The following is a 17,344-nucleotide window of genomic DNA, read 5'->3' as shown; positions in this document are numbered from 1 at the left end:
GACCGTCACTGAGCATCTTCCTCAAGCAGTGGATTGCTCGCGCCCAGGTAAGTGGGCACACCACGCAATACACCCTGGAATGCATCCAGTGGTTTACCGATGGTCATGCCCTGGCTGCTGATGCGGTATTCGCGGATGGTCGATTCGTGGCTGCCGGTACGTTTTTTGATGATCGAGATCGCTCGGCGAACCTTGCCCAGGGCTTCGAAGTAGCGCAGCAGAATGACCGTGTCGGCGAGATAGGTAATGTCGACGGGGGCCTGCATGTCACCGACCAGCCCATGCTGGGCGACGGTCATGAATGTCGCGGCGCCTTGGCGATTGAGGTACAGCAGCAACTCGTGCATGTGCAGCACCAGGGCATTTTCTTCGGGCATTGCCGCTTGATAGCCGTTGATACTGTCGATCACCACTGTTTTGATATTGCGTTCATCGACACAACGACGAACCCGGTAGGAGAACTCGCCGGGGGACAATTCGGCGGCGTCCACTTGCTCGATCAGCAGATTGCCGGTGTCTTCCAGTGCCTTCAGGTCGATGCCGATGTTTTTCATCCGCTCGAACAGCAGCCCCAACTCTTCATCGAAAATGAACAACGCAGCCTTTTCGCCACGGGCCACTGCCGCAGCGGCGAAGATCATCGAGATCAGGGATTTGCCGGTACCGGCCGGGCCGAGGATCAGGGTGCTTGAGCCCGTCTCGATACCGCCACCGAGCAGGGCATCCATTTCCGGGATGCCACTGGTCAATTGCTGGCGGATATAGCGCCCGCGATGTTCGGCCGCCACCAGGCGCGGGAACACATGCACACCGTCACCCATGATGGTGAAGTCATGGAAACCACCCCGGTACTTCTGACCGCGATACTTCACCACGCGAATGCGCCGGCGTTCGGCGCCGTAATTGGGCGTCAATTCTTCGAGGCGAATCACCCCGTGGGCCACACTGTGCACGGTTTTGTCGAGGGCTTCGGTGGTCAGGTCATCCAGCAGCAGCACCGTGGCCTCGTAGCGCACGAAGTAATGCTTGATGGCCAGAATCTGTCGGCGGTAGCGCAAAGAGCTTTGGGCCAACAGGCGGATTTCGGACAGGCTGTCGACCACGACGCGGGTCGGCTTGACCCGTTCGACCGCCTCGAAAATCTGTTTGGTGGCTTCGCCCAGCTCCAGGTCCGAGGAATACAGCAGACTCTGCTGTTGCTCGGCATTGAGCAGGCTTTCCGGCGGCGTCAGCTCGAAGATGTGGATGTTCTCATCCAGCTCCCAGCCGTGGGACAACGCCCCTTGGCGCAGCTCGCGCTCGGTTTCCGACAGGGTGATGTACAACGAGCGCTCGCCGGCACGGGCGCCAGCCAACAGAAAATGCAAAGCGACGGTGGTTTTGCCGGTTCCGGGTTCACCCTCCAGCAAGAACACGTGGCCGCGGGACAATCCACCGGCCAGGATGTCATCCAGACCTTCAATGCCGGTGGCGGCTTTTGCACTGATCAACTCGTTAGATGTAGACAAGAAATGCCCTCTCATGACTAGGGGAAGCGAGGCAGCAGGCTTGAAGTGCCTGAATGGACTGCCTGATCACTTGACCCTTCGCCGAGACGGCGGTTCAACCTTTCGTGTTTGTGTGTGGTTCTTGTACAAAAAAGCAAAAGATCGCAGCGCCCACAGGCGCGTAGGAGCTGCCGAAGGCTGCGATCTTTTGATCTTGATCTTGATTAAAGCCCTTGCTGCAACGCCGGATCATCCGGATTGAGCTGCTCCAGCTGTGCCAACAGAATCTGTACGTTCTGCAACTGACCGCTTTCCTTCCAATAGTTGATCAAGAGCACCCGCGCCTTGCGGTCGGCAGGGTGGCGCTGAACGATTTCCTGCAGCTGGTTCTGCGCCGCTTCCAGCTCTTGCTCAGCATGCAACGTGGTGGCCAGGTCGTAGCGGTAATCCTTGTTGTCGGGCTCAAGCTCCACGGCTTTGGACAACCCGAGCAGGGCGAACTCACTTTGCCCGTGATGCAGCAACCAGAGCCCCAGCGCATGTTGCAGATAGGCCGAGTCAGGCTGGGCCTTTAGCTGCTTCGCCAACAATTGCCTGGCAGCATCGCTTTGGCCCTGTTTATCCAGCACTTCGATCTGCATCACCACTGCCGGCAGGTTGCCGGGCGCCAGTTGTAACGTGCGCTCCAAGGCCTGCTGCGCGTCCTTCAACTCGGCATTGTGCAAGTGCAGGCGCGCCAGTTGGTACTGGGTTTCGGCGCTTTCCGGCTGACCCTTGAGGAGTTGCTCCCAGGCATCGATGGCTTGCTCCAAGGGGCCGAAATACAACCCCAGCTCATCCGGCGTCAGGCCCAGCAAGGCATTGACCGCCGCAAACCGCACGCTCGGATCGCTGTCATCGAGCAAAGGCCCCAGCAACAGGCTGCGCTGCCCACTGGGCACCAACCCATTGATGCTTTTGATCGCTGCGATGCGCACATCCGCCGAGGGGTGTTGCAGGTCCGCATCCGCCAGCTTCAGGGCTTGCGGGCTTGGGTAGTTGGGCAGTTCTGCATGCAGCCAGACACGGCGCTTGGTCGACAGGTCAGGGCGGCCCAATTGCTGATAAAGCACCCGCGCCGCCCCCGGTTGACCCGCGCGAGCCTGGGCCAGTGCTTCGCTGTAGCCATGTTTGATCGCCGCCGGCACCACGGGTGTCGTGCTACGCAGGAAAAACCAGGCGAGGACGAGGGCAAACAGTACGCAGAGGCTGATGAGCAAGTAGCGGCGGGACTGAGGCATGCAGGAATCCGGGAGCTGGCAGGCTTTTGCAAAGCCACCAGCTTCGGTCAGGCCGGGCTGTGAGTCAAACCCAAGCTTAGCTCAGCACGTAGTCGACGGGCTCAAGGGCGGGTGGCAACGCGGTTTGCCCCAGTGCTGCCAGCACTTCGCGCTCCAGCATGCGCATAATTGCATTGCACGGCAGATCGTTCTCATCGAAGCCGAACGGGTCTTCCAGATCGTCGCCGATTTCGTCGAGGCCAAAAAAGGTGTAGCTGACAATGGCGGTGATCACCGGTGTCAGCCAGCCAAGGGGTTCGGCCATGGCAAATGGCAACAAGATGCAGAACAGATAAATGGTGCGGTGCAGCAACAGGGTGTAAGGGAAGGGCAGTGGCGTGCTTTTGATTCGCTCACAACTGGCCTGGACCTGGCTGAGGCTGACCAGTCGGGTTTCCAGTTGGGTATAGCGCCATTCACTGATCTGGCCGCGCCCGGCCAACGCTGAACACCGAGCACCGATTCGCTGCAAGAGTGCGTCGGTGATGTTCGGGTGCTTTGCGTCTACGGCTTCTTGCGTCCACGGTTTGATCGCGCTCATCTCGTTTTCAAAGCGCAGGCGGGCGATCAAGCCATGGGCGAAGCCGCAGAGTTCACGCAGCAGAAGTTCACGTTCGGCCGCAGCCATCAATCCTTGGGTTTCGCGAATCAACGAGCGTACTTCGATGATCAGTTGCCCCAGTTGCTTGCGACCCTCCCACCAGCGGTCGTAGCAAGCGTTGTTGCGAAAGCTCATGAAGATCGACAGCGCCAACCCCAGCAAGGTGAAGGGGGTGGCATTGACCTTGGAAAAATAGGCCGGGTGCCAAGTCTCCACCAACACAATGACCGACGCGAGCAGGGTTACCAATAGACTGCGCAAGGCAATACGCTTGGCAATCGAGCCTTTAAGGGAAAACAGCATGCCGATCAGATTCGGCTTGGGACGCACAATCATGGGCGGCAACTTTATATAGAGAGTGGTGCTTTCGCAGCAGTGTCAGCCTAAGGGGCGGCGGGGGGGCTGTCCAATTGCTATGGCTGACGAGGTAATCGACAGGCTCTATCAAGGTTGGCGTGTTAATCGGCGAATTTGCCTACAGGTTTTGTCGACACCGAAACCTGTCGAGGCACTGAAGCAATGACTACGCTTGCTGGAGATGACTCAATGAGCGCTCCCATGCAACCACTGCTTCAATATTTCAAGGCGATACTCAACCCCGGACGAGAGGTGCTGCTGTTTGCCCTGAGAACCATTGTGGCCGGACTGCTGACATTGTATCTGGCCTTCCTGTTCGACCTTGAACAGCCCAAGTGGTCGATCATGGCGGTGGTTATCGTCAGCCAGCCATTGGGCGGCATGGCCTTGGCCCGAAGTTTCGGCCAGGTCATCGGCACCACGCTCGGAGCAGTGGTGGCGGTGTTGATCATGGCGATCTTTCCCCAGGCGCCCCTGCCTTTCATCCTCACCCTGGCCTTGTGGTTGGCATTCTGTACCGCCGGCGGAACCTTGTTGCGCTACACCAGTTCCCAGGCATTTGTCCTGAGCGGGTACACGGCGGTGGTCGTGGCGCTGCTGGCGGTGCCCGATCAGGAGGGCACGTTCCTGCTGGCCGTCACTCGTGTGACCGAGACGCTTTTGGCGGTGGCTTGCGTGTGCGTGGTCAGCCTTCTCACGGCGCGGCCGGAAGCGGTGGCGCGGGATTACTTCGCCAAGATCGATCAGGTCATCAAGCTGCTCGCGACCCACGCTGCTGCCGTCATCCGAACCGAAGAAAGCGAAACCGATTTCCATCGGCGGCAAATGCAACTGCTCGGCGCAATCAGTGCTCTGGAAGGGGTACGTCGGCATTTATATTACGATGCGCCACGGTTGCGCAGCGCCAATAGTCTGGTGCAGTTGCTCGGCAATCAACTGGTGCTGCTGACTTCGCGGTTGACGGCCCTGCGTCACCAGCGGCTATTGCTCACCGAACGCTGGGAAGGCGCATTGCCGGAAGAGATACAGCGTTTGCGCGCCGAAGAACTGGCGTTTCTCGATGAGTTGGCCCTGCAAGGGCGTTCACTGTCGACCGAGGCGCGGCACCCTTTCGCCGCGCTGCAACAGCGTTTCGATGACCAGGCCTACAAGGCCGAACAACTCACCGAGACGATGCCTGCCACGCTGCGTTCACTGGCCTGGGCACTGCGCTGGGAGCAGGCACGGATGCTGGAGCAACTGGCGCAGATTCTGGAACTGAGCGACGCGATTCAGGAGGGGCGTGAAGCCAGTTGTGTGTTCCGTGGCCAGGAAAATCCGCTGCATTTGGACTTCACTTTGGCGGCAATGAATGCAATCCGGGCATTTGCCGCGTTGCTGGTGGCCGGTCTGATCTGGATCGAGACTGCTTGGGACGGGGCCCGTGGTGGGATGATTGTGGTGGGGATTCTCTGTTCGCTGATGGCGACTTTTCCGCGACCGTTGCTGGCCGCGCAAAGCTTTGCCAGGGGGCAGGGTCTGGCTTTGGTAGTGTCGGCGCTCTATCTGTTCATGCTGGTACCGATGATCAGTGACTTCGAGTTACTCGCCTTGTTGCTTGCCCCATTGCTATATGCCGTCGCGGTGGGGCTGGCCAGTCCGTCAACCACGGGCACAGGCATTGGTCTTGGGCTGACGACCATTCTGTTGCTGGGTCCGCAAAACACAGAAATCGGCCAAAACAGTGCCATTCAGTGGTTCGAGTTTGCCGGTGCGTATGTCAGCGCCTCCGCGCTGGCGCTCAGTGTCTACGCCTTGATCTTCCCGTTCAGGCCCGTTTTGCGGATACGCCGGCTGTTCAATGAAAACTGCGAGCAGGTTTACGCTTTGCTGAAGACGCCGGCCACCGATGAACAGCAATTTACGTTTGAAAGCCGTATGGTCGATCGCCTGACCATGATGCTGGGACTATTGCCGGCGACCAACGACAAGCACTCCAGCGAGCTGTTCGAAGTCAGCCTTGGGTGCATGGCACTGGGTGTGGCCTTGAACCAGCTCAGGCAACAGGGGCAAAGCAACACGTTGCTGAGTACAGAACAGCAAAACCGTTTGCTGGCTGCCGTGCGTGAGACAGGACGATTGATCTCTGGGCGGCCCGGGATTGACCTTGAGCAGTTGCTCGCAAACTTGCGTGTCTTGGGCGATGAAATGGACGACTTGCATTTAGATGTTCATGAACACCTGTGGTCGGTATTCAGGATGCGCGTGGCGTTGTTGATCGTGGTGTCGTTTCTGGAACGACATCGCAAATACTTTCAACCTGCTCAAACGGAAGGAGAGCCAGCCCTTGCCCATTGATTTTGAATTGGGGGGCGTCTACTTGCCGCCGATTGCCCAGGCGTTACTGCTGGCCCTGCCGATTTTCCTGCTGCTGGACTGGGTCTTGCGCCGCTTTGGCGTGCTGCGTTTTGTCTGGCATGAAGCCTTGTTCGAAGGCGCGTTGTACGCGTGTGTTTGCGCGACGCTGATTCTGGTGATGGGAGCTTGATGCCTTGAAGAAGATCCTTGCCCGACTCGTGACTGTGGCGGTGGTATTGCTGGCCTTCGTGCTCGGCTGGTTCGCCTGGGAACATTACACCCGCGCGCCCTGGACCCGGGATGCGCGGGTTCGCGCCGATGTGGTGACATTGTCCGCCGATGTCTCGGGCCGCATCGTCAGCCTGAGCGTTCAAGACAACCAGCATGTTACGAAAGGCCAGTTGCTGCTGGAGATCGACCCGGCTCGTTATACGCTGGCGGTGGAGCATGCCAAGCGTGCGGTGGAAGTCGCAAAAGCCACGCTGGGCCAATCCGAAGCGACGATTGTCTCCAGCGAAGCGCTGCTCAGGCAGCGCCAAAGCGAAGAGCGTCGCCGTCGAACCCTCAAACAGGGTTTCGCGATCTCCGGCGAAGAATGGGAAAAATCCAGTACCGAAGTGGCAGTGGCGCAGGCGGAGCTGTTGCGCAATCAGGCGAATCTGGGCCTGGCACAAGCCAATGTGCAGCTGGCGATCGCCGCATTGACCCAGGCTGAACTGGACTTGCAACGCACGCGGGTCGCAGCGCCGGTCAGTGGTTACGTGACCAATCTGCTGACTCGTCAGGGTGATTACGCCACTGCTGGAGGGGCGTTATTGGCACTGGTGGACAGCGACTCGTTTTATATCAGCGGCTACTTTGAAGAAACAAAACTGCCACGAATAGAGGAGGGCGACCGGGTAAAGGTCGAGTTGATGAGCGGCGAGACCTTCGGCGGCACCGTGCAGAGCATCGCTTTTGCTATCGCCGACCGCGAGAACTCCCCCGGCAGTCGCCTGCTGGCCAACATCAACCCCAGTTACACTTGGGTGAAGCTGGCGCAACGGGTGCCGGTACGGATTCAAATCGACGCCGACTATGTCGCCAAAAACCGCCTGCGTGCCGGGACCACGGCCACCGTGACTGTGGAAGATCACCGAGATAACAAGACAACACACTAACCCCATGTGGTAGCGGGCTTGCTCGCGAAGAGGCCGGTACATCCAATAGATATTCTGCGGCTGATACATCGCATTCGCGAGCAAGCCCGCTCCCACAGGGGGGGGTGACTCCAGCACGGCGTGCAGACAAAAAAAGCCCCGCGACCGAATGAGGCGCGGGGCAAAAGAATTGGTTGGTTGCGGCCAACCAAAGGAGCTCTATAAAACGTTACTTGCTGGCGACCGTCTCTGGTTGCCAGCCGCCGCCAAGGGCTTTGTAGATCGCGACAATGCCGCGATACAAATCGACTTCGGCCTGGGCCTGGGTGTCTTCGGCTGCGAGGCGCTCACGCTGGGCATCGAGCAGCACGAGGAAGTCCACGGTGCCTTCGCGGTAGCGAATGTCGGCCAGGTCCGCGGCGGCGCGGCTTGATTCGCTTTGACGAATCAGCGAGATCAGGCGCTGCTGACGTTTGCCGTAATCGCTGAAGGCGTTTTCCGATTCTTCCAGCGCCAGCAGTACTTGCTGCTCGTAGGTCGCCAGAGCGCCTTCGGCTTCAGCATCGGCTCCGCGTAAACGGGCGCGCACGCTACCCAGGTCAAACGCCGCCCAGGTGATGCTTGGGCCCAGTGCCCAAGCGTTGGCCGCCGAGGAACCGATCTGCGACCCGCGCCCGGCGGTGAAACCGAGGAAGCCGCTGAGGCTGACCCGCGGGAACAAATCAGCTTTGGCCACGCCGATGCGGGCGGTGGCGGCCGCCAGTTGGCGTTCGGCGCTGCGAATGTCCGGACGCCGTTGCAGCAGTTCGCCCGGATCACCAATGGGCAGTGCCTTGGCGATCGCTGGCAAGTCTTTTGGACTCAGGTCGACGGTCAGCTTGTCTGGACGCTCACCCAGCAAGGTGGCGATGCGGTTGCGCTGACGAACCTGTTCGGCCTGCAGTTGCGGCACGCTGGCTTCGACAGAGGCCAGGCGTGCATCGGCGCGAACCACGTCCAGCTGATCGCCGACACCGGCATCACGCAGGCTTTCGGTGATCTTGCGCGACTCCTGCTGGTTGTTCAGGTTGGCCAGGGCGATCTTTTCCCGCAACTGTGCGCCGCGCAGTTGGCCATAGGCGTCCACCAGTTCGGCAATCATGGTGACTTGCAGTTGGTAAAGATCGGCTTCGGCGGCCTGCTGTTCAGCGTCGCTGGATTCCAGGTTGCGCTGGATGCGACCGAACAAGTCCAGTTCCCAGGCCATGTCCAGGCCCAGGTCATAGCGTTCACTGCTGACGCGTTTAGTGGTCTGGCCGGGAATCTGTCCTTTGGCCAGATCACTGCTGGCGCGGCTGGTGATGGTCGGCATGGCGTCATTGCTGGCGTCATCGCGAATCGCCCGGGCCGCTTTCCAGCGAGCGAAGGCCACGCGCAAATCACGGTTGCCTTGCAAGGATTGCGTCACCAACTGGTTGAGGGTCGGATCGTCGAACTGCTGCCACCAGATACCTTCGAAACGGGCGCGGTCGAAGTTCTTCTGACCGGCGCTGCCATCGGTGGCGGCCGTGATGTTGGCCGCCTCCGTCGCTGGGGTTTTGTAGTCCGGGCCGACGGCACAGGCACTCAGGGCCAGCACCAGAAGGCTCGGCAGGAAGGCTTTCAGGCTCATTGTTGCGCCTCCAGTTGCTTTTCCAATTTCAGTGCCTTGGCCGCTTTGCGCGCTTCACCGCGCTCCACAAAGTTGCGAATCAGTACGTAGAACACCGGCGTCAGCAACAGACCGAAGAAGGTCACCCCGAGCATCCCGGAGAACACCGCCACACCCATGGCATGACGCATTTCAGCACCGGCACCGCTGGAGAAAACCAGAGGCACCACACCCATGATGAACGCGAAGGAGGTCATCAGGATCGGCCGCAGACGCAGACGGCAAGCTTCCAGCACCGCTGCCAGCGGGCCGAGGCCTTCTTCCTGTTTATCCTTGGCAAACTCGACGATCAGAATCGCGTTCTTACAGGCCAGTCCCACCAGTACGATCAAACCGATCTGGGTGAAGATGTTGTTGTCACCGCCCGAGGCAATCACACCGGTAATGGCCGACAGCAGGGTCATCGGTACGATCAGGATCACCGCCAGTGGCAGGCTCCAGCTTTCGTATTGAGCCGCGAGCACCAGGAACGCCAGCAGTACGCAGAGCGGGAACACGAACAGCGCCGTGTTGCCGGACAGAATCTGCTGGTAGGTCAGGTCGGTCCACTCGTAGGTCATGCCGTTGGGCAATTCGTCCTTGAGCAATTTCTCGATGGCTTTCTCGGCCTGGCCGGAGCTGTAGCCGGGGGCTGCGGCACCGTTGATTTCAGCGGTGATGAAGCCGTTGTAGTGCATCACGCGGTCCGGCCCGGAGGTGTCGCTGACCTTGATGAAGGTCGCCAGCGGAATCATCTCGCCCCGGTTGTTACGGACTTTCAACTGACCGATCTGGTCCGATTCGAGACGGAACTGCTGCTCAGCCTGAACGTTTACCTGATAGGTGCGACCGAAGCGGTTGAAGTCGTTGGCATACAGCGAACCCAGATAGATCTGCAGGGTGTCGAAGATGTCGCTGACGGCCACGCCGTGGGTCTTGGCTTTTTCCCGGTCGATGGCGGCATCGACCTGCGGCACGTTCACGGTGTAGCTGGTGAACAGGCCGGCCAGTTCCGGCACGCTGTGGCTTTTGGTGATGATGTTCATGGTTTCTTTGTACAGCTCGTCATAGCCCAGGTTGCCCCGGTCTTCGATCTGCAGGCGGAAACCACCAATGGTGCCCAGGCCTTGTACCGGCGGCGGCGGGAAGATCGCCATGTAGGCTTCCTGAATCCCGGCGTACTGGCCGTTCAATGCACCGGCAATCGCACCGGCGGACATGCTCGGATCCTTGCGCTCGTCGAACGGTTTCAGGGTCACGAACACGATGCCGGAGTTAGGGCTGTTGGTGAACCCGTTGATCGACAGACCCGGGAAGGCCACCGCGCTTTCCACGCCAGGCTGTTTCAGGGCCAGGTCGGACATGCGCTTGATCACGTCTTCGGTACGGTCCAGGCTCGCGGCATCCGGCAGTTGCGCGAAGGCCACCAGGTATTGCTTGTCCTGGCCAGGTACGAAACCGGTCGGGGTATTGGAGAAACCGAAGAACGTCAACACCATCAGGCCGGCATACACAAGCAGGGCGATACCGCTGCTGCGGATAACCCGGCCCACGGTGCCGACATAGCCGTGGCTGGCCTTGTCAAAGAAACGGTTGAACGGACGGAACAACCAACCGCCGAAGATTTTGTCCAGAACCTTGGAAAAACGGTCTTTCGGCGCGTCATGGCTCTTGAGCAACACGGCGGCCAGCGCCGGCGACAAAGTCAGCGAGTTGAAGGCCGAAATCACGGTCGAAATCGCAATCGTCAGGGCGAACTGTTTATAGAACTGCCCGGTCAAGCCGGAGATGAACGCCGCCGGGATAAACACCGCACACAGCACCAGCGCCGTCGCGATGATCGGACCAGTCACTTCGCGCATCGCACGCTTGGTGGCTTCGACAGGGGTTAATCCGAGCCCGATGTTTCGCTCGACGTTCTCCACCACCACAATCGCATCGTCGACCACGATACCGATGGCCAGTACCAGTCCGAACAGCGACAAGGCGTTTAACGAGAAGCCGAACAGGTGCATCACGGCAAACGTACCGATCAGCGAAACAGGCACCGCTACCAACGGAATGATCGAGGCGCGCCAGGTTTGCAGGAACAGGATCACCACGAGTACAACGAGGATCAGCGCTTCGAAGAGGGTGTGAACCACCGCCTCGATGGAGCCGCGCACGAAGATCGTCGGGTCATAGACGATGCTGAAGTCCATCCCTTCCGGGAAGTTCTTCTTCAGCTCGGCCATTTTCTCCCGAACGTCGTTAGAGATCTGGATTGCGTTGGAGCCAGGGCGCTGGAAGATCGGGATCGCCACCGCCGGCTGGTTGTTCAGCAAGGAACGCAGGGCGTATTGGCTGGAGCCGAGTTCGACGCGAGCGATGTCTTTCAGACGAGTGATTTCACCATTTTCGCCGGAGCGAATGATGATGTTCTCAAACTCTTCTTCGGAAACCAGACGGCCTTGCGTGTTCACCGACAGCTGGAACGCGGTGGCATTCGGCGCAGGCGGAGCGCCCAGGGCACCGGCCGCCACTTGACGGTTCTGTTCACGAATCGCGGTGACCACATCGGTGGCGGTCAGGTTACGCGAAGCAGTCTTGTTCGGATCGAGCCATACCCGCAGCGAGTAATCGCCCATACCGAACAGCTGCACGTCACCGACACCGCCCAGACGCGCCAACTCATCCTTGATGTTGAGCAAGGCGTAGTTGGACAGGTAAAGCATGTCGTAGCGTTTGTCCGGCGAGGTCAAGTGCACAACCATGGTCAGGTCGGGCGACGCCTTGTCCACAGTGATACCGATGCGCGTCACTTCCTCGGGAAGTTTGGGCTCGGTCCGGGTCACGCGGTTCTGAACCTGTACCTGCGCGTTATCCAGGTCAGTGCCCAGGGCGAAGGTGATGGTCAGGGTGATCTTGCCGTCAGCGGTGGACTGCGAGGACATGTACAGCATGTTCTCGACGCCGGTGATGGCTTGCTCCAACGGAGCGGCCACGGTTTCACCGATGACTTTAGGGTTGGCGCCCGGGAAGTTGGCACGGACCACAACGGTCGGCGGCACGACTTCCGGGTATTCGCTGATCGGCAACTGGAACAGCGAGATGGCGCCGGCGATCAGGATCAGCAGCGACAGTACCGCTGCAAAGATCGGCCGTGAAATGAAGAATTGGGAAAAATTCATCGGAGTAATTGTCCCTTAACCGCGTGGAGTGGCAGCTGCCACTTTCACAACTGCACCCGGCGCGACCTTGGCAGGTGCGACTTGAGGCAGGTTGCTGGCTTCCAGCGCTTGTCGTTGTTGTGCGAGGGCCGCGAGGGTTTCCTGGCTGGCCATCGGGATCACTTCAGGGGTGACCGGTGAACCAGGGCGAACCCGTTGCAAGCCCTTGACGATGATGGTGTCGTCTTTGTTCAGGCCGCTGCGCACGATGCGCAGACCTTCGATCTTCGGACCCAGCTCGACGGGGCGGTAAGCCGTTTTGTTGTCGGCATCCATCACCAGCACGAACTTTTTACCCAGGTCGGTACCGACCGCTTCGTCGTTGATCAACACCGCGGAGTAAGTGCCGCTGCCCACCAGTTTCAGGCGTGCATAAAGACCCGGGGTGTAGGTGCCGTCGCTGTTGTCGAACACCGCGCGACCGCGGATGGTGCCGGTCTTCGGGTTGACCTGGTTGTCGACGAAGTTCATCTGGCCCTGGTGCGGGTTGCCGTCTTCATTGGACAGGCCGAGGTAAACCGGCGTGGTTGCGCCGCGTTGGCCCTGGCGGGCGAGCTGGGTGTACTTAAGGAAGACACGCTCGTCGGCGTCGAAGTAGGCGTAGACCTTGTCGGTGGACACCACGCTGGTCAGCGCGGTGGTATCGGCGGTCACCAGGTTGCCGGCGGTGATTTCCGCACGGCTGACACGGCCGCTGATAGGCGCAGTGACGCGGGTGAAGCTCAGGTTTAGTTTGGCCAGGTCCAATTGGGCCTGGAGCGCGCCGACGGCGGCGCGGGCTTCTTGAGCCGCGCTGGTGCGCGAGTCGGCGAGTTCGGCGGAAATCGCGTTGCTGGTGCGCAGGCGTTCGCCGCGCTGGGATTCGTTTTCACTGCGGGTGGCGGTGGCGCGAGCTTGGGCAACCAGGGCTTCGAGGCGGCGGACCTCAGCCTGGAAGGGGCGCGGATCGATCTGGAACAGCAGGTCGCCTTTCTTGACCAACGCGCCTTCGGTGAAGGCCACATCATCGATCTGGCCGGAAACCCGTGGACGAATCTCTACCGTTTCCGGCGCTTCAAGGCGCCCGGTGAATTCGTCCCACTCGTTGACCGGTTGTTCCAGCACCTTGGCCACGCTGACTTTGGCCGCGGGCATCGTGGCGGCAGCGTCCGGGGTCTTGCCGCAGGCGCTCATCACCAGCACGGCCAACAAGGCCAAGGGGAAGCGCAAATGTTTGAGTGACTGTTCCATGGATGCATCCGCCAATGTATTGAGATGGACGGATGATGCTTGGCGGGGTTGTATGGCACGAATCGAATGAACCGAAGGTAACTATCATTCGGAATGATATAAGTTCATTGCAAGCCCTCTAGCATGCACCTCCCATTGGCGGGCTTTCAAATGAAATGATGACAAATCAGTGTTGCCCGGAGTGTAAGGATTGGCATCAACCGCGTCGCGGCCATCGCGAGCAGGCTCCCACACATTGGACCGGGGGCGTACACAAATCCCCATACAAGGAGCCGTAAGTTGCGCAAAGCAGGCCATGGACCCTGTCCCATTTCCTGAAGGTTCAGGACTAAAGTTCGCGCACTTTCCCCACAAAAGACCTGATGACAGCAGAACCGACTATCCTTTCGGATAGTGAACGCTGCACTCTTGGCAAAAAGGGACGCCATGCCAGACTATGAACGCGCCATCTGCTCCAGACCCGGCATCACATGCGGTGATCGAACCTGTCTGATCAGGCCCTGGTTACTCAGGCCCTGGCTACTCTGGATAGCTTCAATTACGGTTTTCTGTCTTTTCACGGCAACTCCCGGATACGCTGTCGAAAACGCCACGGTTACGGTGATTCAAGCGCAGGAAATCGTTTCCAGGGCCACCCTTGAAGCCGTTCGCTGGAGCGGCCCTGAATCCGGCCCGCGAGCCCTGCGGGGCAAGAGCATCGCCCTTGTCGCAGAAGATTTGCGTAACGGAGGAATCGTCGGTGTCGCGCAGGGCGCTCGCGAGGCAGCCAAGGTGATGGGCTGGACGCTGAAGATATTCGATGGCGCTGGATCATCGGCCGGGCGCGCAAAGGCCTTTTCCGATGCCTTGGCAGCGAAACCCGATGGCCTCATCCTGTGCGGCTCCGATGCCCTTGAAAACAATGCGGCGCTAATCCTCTTCGCCAACAGGGATGTGCCGGTAGTTGGCTGGCACGCCGGGGCACGCCCCGGGCCGATTGACGGCACGCCGGTGGCCATGAACGTCACGACCGACCCGCTCGAAGTGGCTCGCCTCACGGCCATGGCGGCCGTGGCACAGTCAAACGGACGCGCCGGCGTGGTCATCCTGACCGACTCCAAGTACAGCATCGCCATGGCGAAAGCCAAGGCCATGGAAAACGTCATTCGGGCCTGTCGGGAATGTACGTTGCTGGAAGTGCGCGATGTCGCGATCTCCGAAAGTGGCGAGAAGATGCCGTTGATCACCAAGGAGCTGCTTCAGCGCTATGGCAAGCGCTGGACCCACACGCTGGCCATCAACGATATCTATTTCGACTACTCGATTGCCTCATTGACCAGCGCCGCAATACCCAGTGACGGCATCAGTCTGTTATCTGCCGGTGATGGCAGCGCTTCGGCTTTCTTGCGCATACAGGCAAAAACCTACCAGACCGTTACCGTGGCCGAGCCGCTCAATCTGCATGGCTGGCAAGTGATGGATGAATTGAACCGGCTGTTTGCAGGTCAGCCGGTGAGCGGCTTCGTAGCGCCGATTCACCTGGTCAATGCCGACAATATCGCCTTCGACGGCGGGAAGAAATTCCAGTACGACCCTGACAATGGCTATCGAGACATCTATCACCACCAATGGAATCCCTGACATTGGACGTTACTTCCCGGCTCGGACGCCGGCTATTGCCGCAATCGCTACGCGCACAGTTCACACTGGCGTTTCTGACGCTGGCGCTGCTGATCCTGACGAGTGGTGCAACTGCGGTCTACGCCTTGCGCACGTCAAACAACGGCACCCGCCAGTTGACGGAAGAACGACTGGTCCGCATGCAAAATGGGCAAGACATGCTGCAGCGTACCTTGCTGATCGAACGCCAGACCGATCAGCTTCTGACAACCCGCTCCCCCGACACCCTGCGTTCAAGCTATGCGGCGACCGTCGAACAGCTTGAAGCCCTTGATCAACTGGTGCAGCAGCTGACTGCCGCGAACAATGGCGTGGCGATACTCGACATGCATCAGTCGAGTCAGATGTTCCGCAATACCGCCAACATCGTTGCGCAGCTGCGAGAAAGCCTGCTGCAAACCGAGGTCACCTTCAAGCAAACCATGGAGGATCACACCGCCCGGTTAACCGCGACCCAGACCCGGGCCAGCCTGGAACTGGCGGTGTTACTTTTCGATCTGCCGCAGGCTGTCGACAGTGATGCCGTGCAACGGCTGCGGATCCGATATGAGCGCCTGTCGCGCACCACAGGCAAGTTACCCGACGCTAATGTGGAGACGCCCGATCTCTTCTCCCTGCGCCTGAGGCTCATCAATCAGCACAACGTCATACAGCGCGTCAATGAGGAACTGAAGAGCGAGGCCGGGGTTCTGGTCGCGGTGGCCCGTGCGCAATCCAGTGCTTACACCGAAGACTATCGCCAAGCCCTGCAGCGCCTGGTCGAGGACTCAAATCGTAGCCAGCAATGGGTGCTGATCATGTTGGGCGCCAGCCTGGTGTTCGCCTGGTTCGTGACCCGGGTCTTCATGGGTCGTCATGTGCTCGTGCGTCTGAATGAAATAAGCCGGCAATTGCGTCAGGAGCGCACTGACAAGACGCATTTGATGATGGCGGAACATGGGAAAGACGAGATCGGCAACATGGCTCGCGCGGTGAATCAATTCCTCAAAGACCGACTTCAGCTGGAAAAAAGAACGGTCCAATTGAGCATCGCCACAGAACGGCTCGCCTTGCAAAACAGCCGATTAGAGCAAGAAGCCGTCATCCGTGCCGGACAAGGTCATGTCCTGGAGCTGATCGCCAGGAGCACCGAGCTTGCAGAAGTCCTCGACAGCCTGGCTCACTTGGTCGAGTCCCAACTGGAGGGGATGATGGTGTCCATCCTGGTGCTGGATGAGGATGGCAAACACCTGCTGCACGGGGCTGCGCCCAGTTTGCCGAAAGCCTATAACCAACTCATTGACGGGATTGCGATCGGTCCGAACGTCGGTTCATGCGGCACCGCGGTGTATCGACGAGAACCGGTCATCGTCACCGATATCGAGCTGGATCCGCTGTGGGAGGAGTACCGTTCAGTCGCCGCGCCCTATGGATTTCGCGCGTGCTGGTCGACGCCGATTCTGTCCCATGAGCGAAAGGTATTGGGTACGTTTGCCTTGTATTCCAGCACCGTACGCAGCCCCAGCTCGACCGAGACGCGACTGATCAACATGGCGACACCTCTTGCCGGCATTGCGATAGAACGCCAACTTACCGAAAAGCGCATTCGCTATATGGGTGACCATGACGCACTGACCGGGCTGCCGAATCGCACGCTGCTCGAAGACCGTCTCAAGCAGGCAATACTTTATGCTCAGCGCTACAGCCGGCTGGTGACGGTGGTGTTTCTCGATCTGGACAAATTCAAACTGGTGAATGACAGCCTTGGGCACAGTGCTGGAGACGAGCTGCTGAAAACCGTCGCCCAGCGCATGCTGGAGTGTGTACGCCGCACCGACACCGTCGTGCGACTGGGTGGCGACGAGTTTGTGATCATCCTGTTTGACCAGCCCTCAGACCTCGACGGCGTTACTCCCGCCCTGCACAAAATCCAGGAAGCCATCCTGCGACCGATTCAGCTCAGCGGACATACACTCCACGTCACCTGCAGCATGGGGTTGGCCACCTATCCCGCCGACGGCAGCGATACCGAGACGTTGCTCAGCAACGCGGATGCCGCCATGTACCGGGCCAAGGAGCTGGGTCGCAACAGCTACCAGTTCTATACGAGCGAGATGAATAACAAGGTTCAGGGCAAGCTCGCGATGCAAGACGGGCTTCGAAACGCACTCAACCATGACGAGTTCCTGCTGCTGTACCAGCCACAGGTGGATTTGCAGTCAGGTCAGATAATCGGCGTAGAGGCATTGATCCGCTGGCAGCATCCCGAGCTCGGCATGGTGTCTCCAATCAAATTCATTCCGCAGGCCGAAGAGACCGGGTTGATCGTGCCCATCGGCGACTGGGTGATTCATACTG

11 protein-coding genes are annotated in these 17,344 nt (G+C 59.4%); 5 read left to right on the top strand and 6 right to left on the bottom strand.

Annotated features, from left to right (window positions below):
- Window positions 1-5: 5 nt before the first annotated feature.
- From ACQKPC_RS11065 to ACQKPC_RS11055, 3 genes are all read right to left on the bottom strand, one after another.
- Entirely contained in the window at window positions 6-1,508 is a 1,503-nt protein-coding gene (locus ACQKPC_RS11065; protein WP_008069933.1) for an ATPase domain-containing protein, read from the bottom strand.
- Window positions 1,509-1,711: 203 nt separating this feature from the next.
- Window positions 1,712-2,767 (bottom strand): tetratricopeptide repeat protein, encoded by a 1,056-nt coding sequence (locus tag ACQKPC_RS11060; protein WP_427624566.1) that lies wholly within the window; start codon window positions 2,765-2,767, stop codon window positions 1,712-1,714.
- A 76-nt stretch (window positions 2,768-2,843) separates the two neighbouring features.
- Window positions 2,844-3,743: a bestrophin family protein gene (locus ACQKPC_RS11055; RefSeq protein WP_427624565.1), complete on the bottom strand. Its 900-nt coding sequence runs from the start codon at window positions 3,741-3,743 to the stop codon at window positions 2,844-2,846.
- A 210-nt stretch (window positions 3,744-3,953) separates the two neighbouring features.
- Between ACQKPC_RS11055 and ACQKPC_RS11050 the strand changes: the two genes are divergently transcribed.
- From ACQKPC_RS11050 to ACQKPC_RS11040, 3 genes are read left to right on the top strand one after another with little or no spacing between them, the layout of a single operon-like run.
- Window positions 3,954-6,101 (top strand): FUSC family protein, encoded by a 2,148-nt coding sequence (locus ACQKPC_RS11050; RefSeq protein ID WP_427624563.1) that lies wholly within the window; start codon window positions 3,954-3,956, stop codon window positions 6,099-6,101.
- Window positions 6,091-6,291, top strand: coding sequence for a DUF1656 domain-containing protein (locus ACQKPC_RS11045; RefSeq protein WP_007905582.1), 201 nt, complete (start codon window positions 6,091-6,093; stop codon window positions 6,289-6,291). The genes ACQKPC_RS11050 and ACQKPC_RS11045 overlap by 11 nt, the downstream gene beginning before the upstream one ends.
- Before the next feature lie 4 nt (window positions 6,292-6,295).
- A complete protein-coding gene (locus ACQKPC_RS11040; RefSeq protein ID WP_427624562.1) occupies window positions 6,296-7,261 on the top strand; it encodes a biotin/lipoyl-binding protein in 966 nt (321 codons plus the stop codon).
- Window positions 7,262-7,469: 208 nt separating this feature from the next.
- Here ACQKPC_RS11040 and ACQKPC_RS11035 read toward each other — a convergent pair whose 3' ends face one another.
- From ACQKPC_RS11035 to mexE, 3 genes are read right to left on the bottom strand one after another with little or no spacing between them, the layout of a single operon-like run.
- Complete coding sequence (locus ACQKPC_RS11035; RefSeq protein ID WP_427624561.1) at window positions 7,470-8,891, bottom strand: efflux transporter outer membrane subunit; 1,422 nt, start codon at window positions 8,889-8,891, stop codon at window positions 7,470-7,472.
- The gene (locus tag ACQKPC_RS11030; protein ID WP_427624560.1) at window positions 8,888-12,079 is read right to left on the bottom strand and encodes an efflux RND transporter permease subunit; all 3,192 of its coding nucleotides are present in this window, start codon (window positions 12,077-12,079) and stop codon (window positions 8,888-8,890) included. Before ACQKPC_RS11030 ends, ACQKPC_RS11035 begins: the two co-directional genes overlap by 4 nt.
- Before the next feature lie 15 nt (window positions 12,080-12,094).
- A complete protein-coding gene (gene mexE, locus ACQKPC_RS11025; RefSeq protein WP_401170538.1) occupies window positions 12,095-13,348 on the bottom strand; it encodes a multidrug efflux RND transporter periplasmic adaptor subunit MexE in 1,254 nt (417 codons plus the stop codon).
- A 600-nt stretch (window positions 13,349-13,948) separates the two neighbouring features.
- Between mexE and ACQKPC_RS11020 the strand changes: the two genes are divergently transcribed.
- Window positions 13,949-14,968 carry a substrate-binding domain-containing protein gene (locus ACQKPC_RS11020; RefSeq protein WP_427624559.1) on the top strand — a complete coding sequence of 340 codons (1,020 nt, stop codon included), beginning with the start codon at window positions 13,949-13,951 and terminating at the stop codon, window positions 14,966-14,968.
- Window positions 14,956-17,344, top strand: a 2,389-nt coding sequence (locus tag ACQKPC_RS11015) for a diguanylate cyclase domain-containing protein (RefSeq protein ID WP_427624558.1), incomplete at its 3' end; no start/stop codon positions are given. The genes ACQKPC_RS11020 and ACQKPC_RS11015, both read left to right, overlap by 13 nt.

The sequence above is a fragment of the Pseudomonas sp. NPDC089918 genome (assembly GCF_050280605.1).
Taxonomy (GTDB): Bacteria; Pseudomonadota; Gammaproteobacteria; order Pseudomonadales; family Pseudomonadaceae; genus Aquipseudomonas.
The sequence above is the reverse complement of the archived record's forward strand: the minus strand, read 5'-3'. Positions and strand labels throughout refer to the sequence as shown.